The organism is Comamonas sp. BIGb0124, from assembly GCF_003752175.1.
GTDB lineage: Bacteria > Pseudomonadota > Gammaproteobacteria > Burkholderiales > Burkholderiaceae_C > Comamonas_F.
Genome location: NZ_RJVF01000014.1, coordinates 224,271 through 237,515, shown reverse-complemented (window position 1 = coordinate 237,515; position 13,245 = coordinate 224,271). Strand labels below are relative to the sequence as shown.

Genomic DNA, 13,245 nt, shown 5'->3' with positions numbered 1-13,245 from the left:
CCTCTTACCTGTCGATCTCGCCGAACACGATGTCCATCGTGCCGATGATGGCCACGGCATCGGCAATCATGTGGCCCCGGACCATTTCGTCGAGCGCGGCCAGATGCACGAAGCCGGGCGGACGGATCTTGAGGCGGTACGGCTTGTTGGCACCGTCGCTGACGAGATAGATGCCGAACTCGCCCTTGGGGTGCTCCACGGCGGCATAGGCCTCGCCTTCCGGCACGCGGAAACCTTCGGTGAAGAGCTTGAAGTGGTGGATCAGCTCTTCCATGCTGGTCTTCATGGATTCGCGGGAAGGCGGAGCCACCTTGTGGTTGTCGGTGATGACCGGACCGGGGTTGACGCGCAGCCAGTCCACGCACTGCTTGATGATGCGGTTGGACTGGGCCAGCTCTTCCATGCGGACCAGATAACGGTCGTAGCAGTCGCCGGTCTTGCCCACGGGGATGTCGAAATCGACCTGTGCGTAGGCGTCGTAGGGCTGCGTCTTGCGCAGATCCCAGGCGATGCCCGAGCCCCGCAGCATGGGGCCGGTGAGGCCGAGATTGAGGGCACGCTCGGGCGTCATCACGCCGATGTCGACCGTGCGCTGTTTCCAGATGCGGTTGTCGGTCAACAGCGTATGGTACTCGGCCAGATAGGTCGGGAAACGCTGCGTGAAATCGTCGATGAAGTCGAGCAGCGAGCCCTGCCGGTTCTCGTTCATGCGCGCGATCTCGCGGGCATTGCGAATCTTGTTGACCTTGTACTGCGGCATGGTGTCGGGCAGGTCGCGGTAGACGCCGCCCGGACGGAAATAGGCCGCATGCATGCGCGCGCCCGACACGGCTTCGTACATGTCGAACAGATCCTCGCGTTCGCGGAACGCGTAGATCAGGATGGTGGAGCTGCCGCAGTCGTTGCCGTGCGAACCCAGCCACATGAGGTGGTTGAGCATGCGCGTGATCTCGGAGAACATCACGCGGATGTACTGGGCGCGGATCGGCACCTCGATGCCCAGCAGCTTCTCGATGGCCAGGCAGTAGGCGTGCTCGTTGCACATCATCGAGACGTAGTCCAGCCGGTCCATGTAGGGCAGCGACTGGATGAACGTCTTGTTCTCGGCCAGCTTTTCAGTGGCGCGGTGAAGCAGGCCGATATGCGGGTCGGCGCGCTGGACGACTTCGCCGTCGAGCTCGAGCACCAGCCGCAGCACGCCGTGCGCAGCCGGATGCTGGGGACCGAAATTCAGGGTGTAGTTCTTGATCTCTGCCATGGATTCACATCACTCGATGACGACGGGCGCCTTCAGTGCAAGCCTCCGTAGTCTTCTTCGCGGATGATGCGCGGCGTGACTTCACGCGGCTCGATGGTGACGGGTTCGTAGATGACGCGCTGACGCTCGGCGTCATAACGCATCTCGACATGGCCCGACAGCGGGAAGTCCTTGCGGAAGGGGTGGCCGATGAAGCCGTAGTCGGTCAGGATGCGGCGCAGATCGGGGTGGCCGTCGAAGACGATGCCGAAAAGATCGAACGCCTCGCGCTCGAACCAGTTGACGGACGACCACAGACCCACCACGGACATCACGACCGGCAGGTCGTCGTCCGGGCAGAAAACCTTGACCCGCACCCGCTGATTGAGCGAGACCGACAGCAGATGGACGACCACGGCGTAGCGCGGTCCTTCCCAGACGCTGTCGCGGTAGGTGGAGTAATCGACGCCGCACAGGTCGATGAGTTGTTCGAAACGGCACTCGGCGGCATCACGCAGAATCTGCATGGCCTCGAGATAGTGGCTGGCAGCCACGTGAACGGTCAGTTCGCCGTGATCGATCGTCAGGCGCTTGGCTTTTTCACCCAGCGCGGCGGCTACCCGATTCTTGAGGACTTCGGGATGAATTGCAACTTCTGCCATACGACACCTCAGGCTCTTGCAATGGTATGGGTGCGACGGATTTTCTGCTGCAGCTGGATGATCCCGTAGAGCAAGGCTTCGGCCGTGGGCGGACAGCCCGGCACGTAGACATCGACGGGAACAATGCGATCGCAGCCGCGCACGACGGAATAGCTGTAGTGATAGTAGCCGCCGCCATTGGCACAGGATCCCATGGAGAGGACCCAGCGCGGCTCGGACATCTGATCGTAGACCTTGCGCAGGGCCGGCGCCATCTTGTTGCACAGCGTACCGGCCACGATCATCAGGTCGGACTGACGGGGGCTGGCGCGAAACACCTCGGAACCGAAACGGCCGATGTCATAACGTGCGGCTGCCGCGTGCATCATCTCGACCGCGCAGCAAGCCAGGCCGAACGTCATCGGCCACAGGGATCCCGTCTTCGCCCAATTCACCACCGAGTCGTAGCTGGTGGTGATGAACCCTTCTTTTAAAACGCCTTCTATCATCGTGTCTCCTGTTATTGGCGGCGCTGACGACTGTTTTACTCCCAGTCGAGAGCACCCTTCTTCCACTCGTAGGCGAAGCCCACGACTAGGATGGCCAGGAAAATCATGGCGGCCCAGAAACCGGCGATACCCACATCGTGCAGCGCGACGGCCCACGGAAAGAGAAACGCGATTTCGAGGTCAAAAAGAATGAAGAGGATGGCCACCAGGTAATAGCGGACATCGAACTTCATACGCGCGTCTTCGAAGGCTTCGAATCCGCATTCGTAGGGGGAGTTTTTGGCTGCGTCGGGCCGATTCGGGCCGAGCAAATATCCCAGGACCTGAGGCAATACGCCAATTGCCACGCCAACAAGGATAAACAAGAGGACGGGGAGGTATTGCGCGAGGTTCATCTGGGAGAGCTACTTCATCGCGTCACCGACAGGTTTCCGCACAGGGAAAACCCATCGATGAGATTTATATGGTGCCGTCGGCGAGACTCGAACTCGCACAGCTTTCGCCACTACCCCCTCAAGATAGCGTGTCTACCAATTTCACCACGACGGCTAGTCATATCCAGATGGCATGAGGAACTGTTTTTGAGGCAGTTATTTGGCTTTCTGAACAGTCCTCGATTCTACTCTGAAAAAACGAGAGGTCCTGTACAAGACCTCTTACCCGAACAACTCACTTGGTTGTAGCTTGACCATCCACCGGGGCGGAAGGCGCTGTCTGAACGGGTGCGGGCACCGAGTTGTCGGCGGCCGCAGGGGCTGCCGGAGCCGTGCTGCCGGGCGTAGCGGCGCCAGGGATCTGGTCGACCGGGCGGGCGGGCTGCTGCTGGGCGGGCACGGGCAGGTTGTCGAGCACGCTGTTCGAGCCGCCGCTGCCGGCAGGACGGTTGCCAAAATACGCCAAGGTGAGTGTGGCGACCAGGAACAGCCCGGCCAGCACAGCCGTGCTGCGCGACAGGAAGTTGGCACTGCCGGAGGCACCGAACAGGCTGCCGGAAGCCCCGCTACCGAAGGCGGCGCCCATGTCGGCGCCCTTGCCTTGCTGCAACAGGATCAGCACCACCATGGCGATGGCCGACAACAGCTGCACAGCCAAGACGATGGTCAGAACTGCATTCATGGATAACTCCTCAAACTTTCTCTCTGGGGCCCGTGTTGTTATTGGGCTGAAGCAATGATTTTCAAGAAATCGGCGGCCTTGAGCGACGCACCGCCGATCAAGCCGCCGTTGACATCGGGCTGTGCCAGCAAGGATGCAGCATTGGCCGCATTCATGCTGCCGCCGTACAGCAGAGGCACATCCTGGGCGCCGGCCTCGGCCAGTTGCGCCCGCAGCGAGGCATGGACCTCTTGAGCCTGCTCGGGGCTGGCGGTGCGGCCGGTCCCGATGGCCCAGACGGGCTCGTAGGCGACGACTGCGCGAGCAGCATCCGCACCGAGCACCGCCAGGACGGCGGCCAGCTGACCGCCGACGACCGAAGCGGTTTCGCCGGCTTCGCGCTGCTCGAGCGTTTCACCGACACAGACGATGGGCACGATGCCGGCGTCGAGCGCGGCGCGGGCCTTGGCGGCGACCACCGCATCGGTCTCGCCGTGGTATTGGCGCCGCTCGGAATGGCCGACGATGACGTACTGCACGCCGAAATCCTGCAGCATGGCGGCCGAGACCTCTCCGGTGTAGGCACCCGAGGCCTGAGCCGAGACATCCTGCGCACCCAGAGCCACACCGCTCTGCGCCATGAGCGCCTGCATCTGCTCGAGGTAGACGGCCGGCACGCACAGCGCGGCCTGGGCCGCGCCGGTGCCGCCGGCGGCCAGGCCGGCAGCGAGTTCCAGCCAGAGGCGCTCGTTGGCAGCCAGGCTGCCGTTCATTTTCCAGTTGCCAGCGATCAGGGTCTTGGGCATAGGTAGAGTCTCTAGATAAGAATCGATGGGGCAACCGCTCAGGCCGCCGTCCAGTCGAGCACGATCTTGCCGACATGCGAACCGGATTCCATCAGCGCATGCGCGCGCGCGGCGCCGTTGTCGTAACCGTCGCCGGCAGCCAGAGCCGCAAAACGGCTGTGCACGACCGCCTGCACACGACCTTGCTCGAGCATCGGCCAGACCTGAGCCCGCAAGGCCTGCGCGATGGCCGCCTTGAATGCCACAGGACGGGGACGCAGAGTGGAGCCGGTCAACGTCAGGCGCCGGCGCAGCACCTGACCGGCATTGAACTCGGACTTGACGCCGCCTTGCACGGCAATGATGACCAGGCGGCCGTCATCGGCCAGGCAGGCGATCTCGCGCGCGACATAGCTGCCGGCGACCATGTCGAGGATGACATCGGCACCGCGACCGTCGGTCAGGGCCTTGACGCGCTCGGCGAAGTCTTCGGTCTTGTAGTTGATGGCGTGATCGGCGCCCAGGTCGAGGCAGGCTCGGCACTTGTCGTCGCTGCCCGCCGTGACGATGACGGTCGCCCCCCAGGCCTTGGCCAACTGGATGGCCGTCACGCCGATGCCGCTGGTGCCGCCCTGCACCAGCAGGGTTTCGCCCGGCTGCAGGCGGCCGCGCTCGAAGACGTTGCTCCACACCGTGAAGAACGTCTCGGGCAGGGTCGCCGCATCCTGGAGGCTCCAGCCCTTGGGCACGGGCAGCAACTGGCCGACCGGCGCCACGCACAGTTCGGCGTAGGCGCCGCCGGCCACCAGGGCACAGACCGCATCGCCGACCTTCAGACCGGCCGCGGCGAGCGCCTCGGTGTCGCCGGCCTCGACGATGCCGGCGCATTCGAGCCCCGGCAGGTCGGAGGCGCCGGGCGGCACCGGGTAGTTGCCGGTGCGCTGCAGCACGTCGGGCCGGTTGACACCGGATGCCGCGACACGGATGAGCGCCTCGCCCACGCCAGCCACCGGATCGGGGCGCACACAGGCGCGCAGCACCTCAGGCGCGCCGTAACTGCTGATCTCGATGGCTTTCATGGATGCTCGCCTTGCGGTATGCCGACAGGTTGCCGAGTGCGTGGATCAGGCCGGGTCGCCCTGGTCTGCAGCGTAAGCGGCAGGCGCGGGACGGTCCAGCAGAGCCTTCATGGACAGCTTGATGCGACCCTTTTCGTCGGTCTCGAGCACCTTGACCTTGACGATCTGGCCTTCCTGCAGGAAGTCGGTGACCTTCTCGACGCGCTGGTGCGCGATCTGGCTGATGTGCAGCAGGCCATCCTTGCCGGGCAGCACGTTGATCAGCGCGCCGAAGTCGAGGATCTTGACCACGGGGCCTTCGTAGACCTTGCCGATTTCGACTTCGGCCGTGATTTCCTCGATGCGGCGGCGGGCTTCGTCAGCCTTGGCGGAATCGTTGGAGGCGATGGTGATGGTGCCGTCTTCGCCGATGTCGATCTGCGTGCCGGTTTCTTCGGTCAGGGCACGGATGGTCGAGCCGCCCTTGCCGATGACGTCGCGGATCTTCTCGGGGTTGATCTTGAAGCTGAACAGGCGAGGCGCGAAGCTGGAGACTTCGGCCTTGGCTTCGCCCAGGGCTTCGGTCATCTTGCCCAGGATGTGCAGGCGGGCTTCCTTGGCTTGCGCCAGGGCCACTTGCATGATTTCCTTGGTGATGCCCTGGATCTTGATGTCCATCTGCAGTGCGGTGATGCCGTTGCCGGTACCAGCGACCTTGAAGTCCATGTCGCCGAGGTGATCTTCATCGCCCAGGATGTCGGTCAGCACGGCAAAACGGTTGTCTTCCTTGATCAGGCCCATGGCGATGCCGGCCACGTGTGCCTTGAGCGGCACGCCGGCGTCCATCATGGAGAGGCAGCCGCCGCAGACCGAAGCCATCGACGAGGAGCCGTTGGACTCGGTGATCTCGGAGACCACGCGGACGGTGTAGGGGAACTCGTCCTTGCTCGGCAGCACGGCGACGAGCGCGCGCTTGGCCAGGCGGCCGTGGCCGATTTCACGGCGCTTGGTGGAGCCCATGCGGCCGACTTCGCCGGTGGCAAAGGGAGGCATGTTGTAGTGGAACAGGAAGCGGTCTTCGAATTCGCCGGCCAGCGCGTCGATGCGCTGAGCGTCGCGTTCGGTGCCCAGCGTGGTCACGACCAGCGCCTGGGTCTCGCCACGCGTGAAGAGGGCCGAACCGTGGGTACGGGGCAGCACGCTGTTGCGGATCTCGATGGGACGCACGGTGCGTGTGTCGCGACCGTCGATGCGCGGCTCGCCGGCCAGGATCTGGCTGCGCACGATGCGGGCTTCGATGTCGAACAGCAGGCCTTCGACCTTGACGGCGTCGAATTCGACGCCTTCTTCCTTGAGCGAAGCGAGCACGCCGGCCGTGGTTTCGCGCAGGGCTTGGGTACGGGCTTGCTTGCTGCGGATCTGGTAGGCGGCACGCAGCTTGTCTTCGGCCAGGGCGGAAACCTTGGCGATGAAGGGCTCGTCCTTGGCGGGCGGCTGCCAGTCCCAGACGGGCTTGCCGGCTTCGCGCACCAGTTCATGGATGGCGTTGATGGCGACCTGGCTCTGCTCGTGGCCGTAGACCACGGCACCCAGCATGATGTCTTCGGACAGTTGCTGGGCTTCGGATTCGACCATCAGCACGGCGGCTTCGGTGCCGGCGACGACCAGATCGAGCTGCGAATCCTTGCGCTGGGTCTGGCCCGGGTTGAGCACGTACTCGCCATTGACGTAGCCCACGCGGGCTGCGCCGATGGGGCCGCTGAAGGGGATGCCCGAAATGGACAGGGCTGCACTGGTGCCGATCAGGGCCGCGATGTCGGCGTCGACTTCGGGGTTGAGCGAGACGGTGTGGATCACGACGTGCACGTCGTTGTAGAAGCCTTCGGGGAACAGCGGGCGGATCGGGCGGTCGATCAGGCGGCTGGTCAGCGTCTCGAGTTCGCTGGGCTTGGCTTCACGCTTGAAGAAGCTGCCGGGGATCTTGCCTGCGGCGTAGGTCTTCTCGATGTAGTCGACGGTCAGGGGGAAGAAGTCCTGGCCGGACTTGGCGGTCTTGGCTGCGACCACGGTGGCGAGCACCACGGTGCCTTCGATGTCGACGAGCACGGCACCGGAGGCCTGACGGGCCACTTCACCGGTTTCGAGCTTGACGGTGTGCTGGCCCCATTGGAAGGTCTTGGTGACTTTGTTGAAAATGCTCATGTACGAATACTCCAATTTGAAGAGCAGGCAATCCTTGCCTGGTAAGGCCGGAGAGGAAATCGAACACGATGCCATTCCAGAAGGACCCGGCCTGCTGCGCGGGGGCGGGGCCTTGTGGAATGACACAGCGCGTATTCGCGATTCCGTACTCCGAAGTAAAAAACGCCTGAGCTAGCGGGCTAACTCAGGCGTTCTTGTGCAATCGGTGCTTACTTGCGCAGGCCCAGCTTGGCGATCAGCGCGGTGTAACGATCGGCGTCCTTGGACTTCAGGTAGTCGAGCAGCTTGCGACGGCGGCTGACCATGCGCAGCAGGCCGCGGCGACCATGGTGGTCCTTGGCGTGTTGCTTGAAGTGGGGCGTCAGTTCGTTGATGCGGGCGGTCAGCAGAGCGACTTGCACTTCGGGGCTGCCGGTATCGCCAGCGGCACGTGCGTTGTCGGCAATGACTTCTGCCTTGTTGAGTTGGGTCATGATGTTTCCTAGAAAAACGACAGGCGAACGCAGGGGGAAATCCCCGCGCCGTGAATGATCCGCATGGCTGGCCTGCCCATTCGATGGGAATCGACAAAGGCGCCACGCAGAACTTCGGGATTATACGCCATGCCGCCACGCACCCCAAACCGGGTCAATCCAGCCACTTCTGCCAGAACTGCGCCTGCCCCTGGCTCTCGCCCAGATCGTAGGGCGCATAGCCCTGACTGCGGTAGGCGCGCTGCGCGACGGCATTGCCGGCCAGCACTTCCAGCGTGAGCTTGCAGCAGCCGCGCAGGCGCGCCTGCCGCTCGGCTTCGGCCATCAGCGCCCGGGCAATACCGCGGCCGCGGAAGGCCTCGAGCACGGCCACATCGTGCACATTGAGCAAGGGTTGGGCCTTGAAGGTGGAAAAGCCCATGAAGGCATTGAGCAGACCGACCGGCCGGGGTGCGGATCCGGCCTCGCCGCCCTGCCCTGCTGCGGCCGGAACATAGGCCAGCAGGCTCAAGGCATGCGGAAACGCGGCGAGCTGCGGCACCAGGGTACGGCGTGCGTGCTCCGGCAGCGGCTGCCCACCGCCCATGGGATCGCGCGCATAGGCATCGAGCAGCGCCACCACGGCGTCGGCATGCGGCCCATGCGCGTAATCGGCCACGACGATCTCGACAGTCGTTGGGTTGCCTGGCAACAATGGTGCGGCCGCCGATGGCGGAGAGGAATCGACAATCATGGGACAGACAGCAGTAAGGGCAAGTTCGGGCGCAGTGTCGCACAGCCAGGCCGGGCGCAGGCTCCGGGGGCCGATGCGCTGGATCGGGCTGGTGGCGATGGCCGCCGCCGCGCACGGGGTCCTGGCGGCAACCGCGCCCGAGCCTCGGCATCGTTCGGCCCAACACCGGGCCGCGGCCGACCTCGCCAGTCCGGCCCTGCGATTGCCAGCCATGCAATGGCCGACCACGCATCGCCAAGGCCTTTTCAGGCAGGGCCCGAACAGCGAAGCCGGCTCGGCAGCGCCTGCGCGCCGAACGCGCAAGCGGGCCCAGACGCCACCGCCGGGCCCGCGCGGCTCGGGCGGCGAAAGCGTCACGCAGCGCGACCAGCGGCTGCAGCGCGAGTGCCGGGGCCATCCGAATTCGGGCGTCTGCCTGGGGTACGCCCGACCCCGGCGCTGAGGCGGCCGTGCAGCAGCCTTCAGCAACCTGAATCATCAATGATGGTCAGGGCTTACGTGTCTTTTTCAAGATCGCCGAGACAAAAATATAAAGGCTTGAAAAGTGTCTGGACGATCGCAGATCTGCATCAAGCGGCAGCCAGTTCGACACCCGTCCCATCGGATCGCCGCGGTTTTGAACGTCAACCGTTTCATCTGAAAGACACCTATGTTCCTGACGCCTTCCCTGCGCTCCCTGAGCTATTCGCCCGCCCTGCGTTCCTTCGATCGTTCGTTCGAACGCTTCATCGGCGACACCGTGCAGCCGTCCGCGCGCACATCGCAACGTTTCACCGAGAACGAGACGAGCTGGACGCTGTCGCTCGATCTGCCCGGCCTGAGCCGCGAGCAATTGACCCTCACCATCGAAGACAGCGTGCTGCGTATCGCCAGCACGGACGATGCGGCTCGCAAGGTCAAGCTGGCCTACGAGTTTCCGCTGGCCATCGATACCCAGGCCAGTTCGGCGAAGCTCGAGCACGGCGTGCTGACGCTGGTGATCGGCAAGACCGTGCCGCAGAAAACGTCGACGACGCTGTCCATCGACTGACGCCCTGGCTGCCGGGCCAGGCCGCTGCAGCCGGCCCGGCAGTGCCAGAGGCAGATGCTCTCCGCGACCGGGCACGAGCCTGCTCGCGGTTTTTTTATGCCAAAGAGACCCGCGCGGGCCGATGCCAGGCCGTGGCGTGGATCTCAATGCCCGAACAGCCGGTCGATCCCGCTTTTCAGGTGCTCCTCCATGGCGAGCCGTGCGGCGGCCGCATCGCCTTGGGCGATGGCGGCTTCGATGGCGGCATGCTCGCGGCGCACGTCCGACAGCCGGTCGTCGCGCGAGCGGCCGCCCAGGCTGCGAACCAGCCCGATGGCAAAACGGGTCTGCTGCGCCAGCGCTGCGAGGGTCATGCCGTAGAAACGGTTGCCGCTGGCCTGCGCGATCGCCGCATGGAAGGCAATGTCTTCCTCCATGGCCGAATCGCCTGCCGCAAGCGCTGCATCGAAACGCTCGCGGTGCAAGCGGATATCGGCCATCTGGGCCGGCGTGCAGTTGAGCGCCGCACGCGCTGCGGCCTCGCCTTCGATGCTGCAACGGAACTCGAGAAACGCCCGGATGTCGGGGATGTTGGTGAGCGGACCGTAGTCCATGCCCTTGCCCTGCGGCAAAACCTCGGCCACGAAGTTGCCCGAGCCCTTGCGGGTATGGATGCGCCCTTCTTCGCGCAATCGCGCCAGCGCCTGGCGCAAAACGGGCCGCGAGACGGAGAGCCGCTGGGCCATCGCATTCTCGCCCGGCATCCGGGCCTGGGACTCGAAGCCGGGAGTGCCCAGCAAACGCAGCAAATCGTCGTAGACCTTGTCCTTGAGGAGGCGGTCGGCAGCAGGGCTATTCATAGAGCGTGAGTTTGACCGACTTTGGCCCTGTCTGCAGCTGTGATGACTCTTTCGGCAAACACAAACAGCTTTTAACAGGGTAATCATAAAAATAACAGATATTGACACAAAGGAAGGCTGCCCGCGATACTGCGCTTCAGCACGGACAGCGGCTGGGTCGCACGCTGTGCAAGGCATGCCGCAGCCCGTCTGCGGCTTCGGCCTGGCGTGCTGCCGTGTTTTCTTTCCGTGTTCCTTCCAGTTTTCGGCTTTGTCATCCATGTCCACGATCACCTGCCTGCGCACCTACCGCCTGCCCGACCGTCCCAGCCTGATCTGGCTGGAACTCGAGACCGACGACGGCCTGACCGGCCTGGGCGAAACCTTCCGGGGCGCGGCCAGCGTCGAGACCTGCCTGCACGAAGAACTGGCACCCTGGCTGCTGGGCCGCGACGCACGCCACATCGAGGGCATCTCGCGCCATCTGCTCACGCCCTATGTGGGCTACAACGGTTCGGGCGTGGAGGTGCGGTCGGCCAGCGCGATCGACATCGCACTCTGGGACCTGGCCGGACAACGCCAGGGCGTGCCGGTGTATCAGGCGCTGGGCGGCGGCGCCCGCTCGAGCGTGCCGGTCTACAACACCTGCGCGGGCTACGCTTTCAATACCACCGGACAGCGGCGCGACATCACCGGCGACGACCAGTCCGCGGGCCCCTACGACGATCAGGTGGCGTTCATGCGGGATGCCGGCGCACTGGCCACCAGCCTGGTCGACGAAGGCTACAAGGCCATGAAGATCTGGCCTTTCGACATCTATGCACCGGCCAGCGCAGGCCACATGATCAGCCTGCCGGACCTGGAGAAAGGGCTGCAGCCTTTCCGCCAGATCCGCGAAGCCGTGGGCAATCGCATCGAGGTGATGTGCGAGCTGCACAGCCTCTTCGGGGCCCATTCGGCGCTGCGCATCTGTCAGGCGCTCGAGGAATTCGGTGTGTTCTGGGTCGAGGATCCGCTCAACAAGATGGACGATCCGCAAGGCCTGGCCGACTTGCGCCGCCGCACGCGGGTACCGATCTGCGGCAGCGAGACGCTGGGCGGCCTTCGCCCCTTCCGGGATCTGCTGGCGCAGGACGCGCTGGACGTGGTGATGCTGGATCTGGCCTGGTGCGGCGGTTTCACCGAGGGCCGCAAGATCGCCGCGCTCGCGCAGGCCTACAACAAGCCCCTGGCCCCGCATGACTGCACCGGTCCGATCACGCTGATGGCCGGCCTGCACATGGCGCTGCATGCGCCGACGGCGATCTACCAGGAGGTGGTGCGGGCAACGCTGGCCACGTGGTATCGCGACATCGTCACGCACCTGCCGGTGATCGACAACGGCATGGCGCTGCCGCCCACGGCGGTCGGTCTGGGCACCCGGCTGGCGCCGGCGTTCAAACAGAAGCCCGGGCTGATCGTGCGCGAGACCCGCAAAGCCTGAACGGCACACGGCCCGGCTCTTCGTCCTTCTTTCAAACTCGTTTCACGCGCCTCCATGCACATCCTGATCGCGGGCCTGCACGCCCCTCATGCACCCCGGCTGCAATCGCTGCTGGGCCCCGAACACCGCGTCGAGGGCATACCGGCCTTTGCCGACAGCGGCGAGATCGCCGCCGACGTGGTGGTCTGCAACCAGATCAACCCGCAGCAGGCCGCGCGGCTGCGCTGCCGGTTGCTGCAGGTGCCCGGCGCGGGCTGGGAACAGATTGCCTGCGAGGCTCTGCCGGCGGGTCTGCCGGTGAGCAATGTGCACGGACACGAGGTGCCGATCGCCGAATTCACGCTGCATGCGGTACTCGAACATCAGTTGCAGCTCTGGAAGTACCCCTCCCGACTCGATGCGCAGGCCTGGGCGGAGGTCTACAAGGCCAGGCCTCAGCACGACGAGGCCTGGGGCAAGACGCTGGTGCTGGTCGGTTTTGGGCATATCGGGCAGGAAATCGCACGCCGGGCACGGGCTTTCGGCATGCGGGTGGTGGCCGTGACGCGCAGCGGACGGGCAGCGACCGAGGGCCCGGCAGCCGGCCTGGCCGACGAGACCGTGGCGGTTGCGGAACTGGCCTCGGTGCTGCCGCGGGCACAGGCCCTGGTGCTGTGCTGTCCGCTCGACGACAGCACGCGCGGCCTGATCGGCGCGCGACAACTGGCGCTGATGCCGCCCGGCGCCCTGCTGGTCAACGTGGCACGGGCCGAGGTGGTGGACGAAGAAGCGCTCTATCACGCGCTGACCGGCGGGCAACTGGGCCGTGCCGCACTGGATGTCTGGTACAGCTACCCCAAGGCCGGCCAGACGCCGGCGCCGCCGTCGCGCTGGCCTCTGCATGAGCTGCCGAATGTGCGCGGCACACCTCACATCTCGGCCATCACGCCCGCGCTGCTGGAGCGGCGATATGCCTTCATCGCCCACAACACGATGCGGGTGGCGCAGGGCCTCGAGCCCGAGAACGTGATCTACCGGTCGCGCTGAATGCCGGCCGGCGGCTGAACCGGCGGCGCCTGCCGGCCAGCCCCGCAGACCGGTCCCGTTCAGCGGAACCGCGCCGATCACCGGCACCACGCTTTCATCGAATCCGAACACACCCCGTCAGAGGCCGGGTATGCCGCTGCTTTGCCTATCGATTC

The 13,245-nt window shown here is 64.9% G+C and carries 15 protein-coding genes and 1 tRNA gene; 4 read left to right on the top strand and 12 right to left on the bottom strand.

Annotation, left to right across the window (positions count from 1 at the left end; all coding sequences use genetic code 11):
* Positions 1 to 4: 4 nt before the first annotated feature.
* The 11 genes from EC845_RS19060 to EC845_RS19010 all read right to left on the bottom strand — a co-directional run bounded on the left by EC845_RS19060 (position 5) and on the right by EC845_RS19010 (position 8,658).
* The gene (locus EC845_RS19060) at positions 5 to 1,258 is read right to left on the bottom strand and encodes an NADH-quinone oxidoreductase subunit D (protein ID WP_123299722.1); all 1,254 of its coding nucleotides are present in this window, start codon (positions 1,256 to 1,258) and stop codon (positions 5 to 7) included.
* Positions 1,259 to 1,290: 32 nt separating this feature from the next.
* Positions 1,291 to 1,899 carry an NADH-quinone oxidoreductase subunit C gene (locus EC845_RS19055; RefSeq protein ID WP_123299721.1) on the bottom strand — a complete coding sequence of 203 codons (609 nt, stop codon included), beginning with the start codon at positions 1,897 to 1,899 and terminating at the stop codon, positions 1,291 to 1,293.
* Positions 1,900 to 1,907: 8 nt separating this feature from the next.
* Complete coding sequence (locus tag EC845_RS19050; protein ID WP_123299720.1) at positions 1,908 to 2,387, bottom strand: NADH-quinone oxidoreductase subunit B family protein; 480 nt, start codon at positions 2,385 to 2,387, stop codon at positions 1,908 to 1,910.
* Between the two features lie 35 nt (positions 2,388 to 2,422).
* Positions 2,423 to 2,782: an NADH-quinone oxidoreductase subunit A gene (locus EC845_RS19045; protein WP_123299719.1), complete on the bottom strand. Its 360-nt coding sequence runs from the start codon at positions 2,780 to 2,782 to the stop codon at positions 2,423 to 2,425.
* Positions 2,783 to 2,851: 69 nt separating this feature from the next.
* Positions 2,852 to 2,936 (bottom strand) — tRNA-Leu (locus tag EC845_RS19040).
* A 120-nt stretch (positions 2,937 to 3,056) separates the two neighbouring features.
* Positions 3,057 to 3,503: a preprotein translocase subunit SecG gene (secG, locus tag EC845_RS19035; protein WP_123299718.1), complete on the bottom strand. Its 447-nt coding sequence runs from the start codon at positions 3,501 to 3,503 to the stop codon at positions 3,057 to 3,059.
* A gap of 38 nt (positions 3,504 to 3,541) precedes the next feature.
* Positions 3,542 to 4,288 (bottom strand): triose-phosphate isomerase, encoded by a 747-nt coding sequence (gene tpiA / locus EC845_RS19030; RefSeq protein WP_123299717.1) that lies wholly within the window; start codon positions 4,286 to 4,288, stop codon positions 3,542 to 3,544.
* A 38-nt stretch (positions 4,289 to 4,326) separates the two neighbouring features.
* On the bottom strand, positions 4,327 to 5,346 hold the full coding sequence (locus EC845_RS19025; RefSeq protein ID WP_123299716.1) for an NAD(P)H-quinone oxidoreductase: 1,020 nt from the start codon (positions 5,344 to 5,346) through the stop codon (positions 4,327 to 4,329).
* Between the two features lie 45 nt (positions 5,347 to 5,391).
* On the bottom strand, positions 5,392 to 7,527 hold the full coding sequence (gene pnp / locus EC845_RS19020) for a polyribonucleotide nucleotidyltransferase (protein ID WP_123299715.1): 2,136 nt from the start codon (positions 7,525 to 7,527) through the stop codon (positions 5,392 to 5,394).
* Positions 7,528 to 7,736: 209 nt separating this feature from the next.
* On the bottom strand, positions 7,737 to 8,000 hold the full coding sequence (gene rpsO, locus EC845_RS19015; RefSeq protein WP_123299714.1) for a 30S ribosomal protein S15: 264 nt from the start codon (positions 7,998 to 8,000) through the stop codon (positions 7,737 to 7,739).
* A gap of 154 nt (positions 8,001 to 8,154) precedes the next feature.
* Complete coding sequence (locus tag EC845_RS19010) at positions 8,155 to 8,658, bottom strand: N-acetyltransferase (RefSeq protein WP_233598173.1); 504 nt, start codon at positions 8,656 to 8,658, stop codon at positions 8,155 to 8,157.
* A gap of 148 nt (positions 8,659 to 8,806) precedes the next feature.
* Between EC845_RS19010 and EC845_RS19005 the strand changes: the two genes are divergently transcribed.
* Entirely contained in the window at positions 8,807 to 9,175 is a 369-nt protein-coding gene (locus tag EC845_RS19005) for a hypothetical protein (protein ID WP_123299712.1), read from the top strand.
* Positions 9,176 to 9,382: 207 nt separating this feature from the next.
* Positions 9,383 to 9,763: an Hsp20/alpha crystallin family protein gene (locus EC845_RS19000; RefSeq protein ID WP_123299711.1), complete on the top strand. Its 381-nt coding sequence runs from the start codon at positions 9,383 to 9,385 to the stop codon at positions 9,761 to 9,763.
* Between the two features lie 143 nt (positions 9,764 to 9,906).
* Here the strand turns inward: EC845_RS19000 and EC845_RS18995 are convergent, their stop codons facing one another.
* Complete coding sequence (locus EC845_RS18995; protein ID WP_158615734.1) at positions 9,907 to 10,602, bottom strand: FadR/GntR family transcriptional regulator; 696 nt, start codon at positions 10,600 to 10,602, stop codon at positions 9,907 to 9,909.
* 259 nt (positions 10,603 to 10,861) lie between these two features.
* Between EC845_RS18995 and EC845_RS18990 the strand changes: the two genes are divergently transcribed.
* Both EC845_RS18990 and EC845_RS18985 read left to right on the top strand, forming a co-directional pair.
* Positions 10,862 to 12,064, top strand: coding sequence for a mandelate racemase/muconate lactonizing enzyme family protein (locus tag EC845_RS18990; protein WP_123299709.1), 1,203 nt, complete (start codon positions 10,862 to 10,864; stop codon positions 12,062 to 12,064).
* Positions 12,065 to 12,118: 54 nt separating this feature from the next.
* The gene (locus tag EC845_RS18985; RefSeq protein ID WP_123299708.1) at positions 12,119 to 13,090 is read left to right on the top strand and encodes a 2-hydroxyacid dehydrogenase; all 972 of its coding nucleotides are present in this window, start codon (positions 12,119 to 12,121) and stop codon (positions 13,088 to 13,090) included.
* The last annotated feature ends 155 nt before the right edge of the window (positions 13,091 to 13,245 follow it).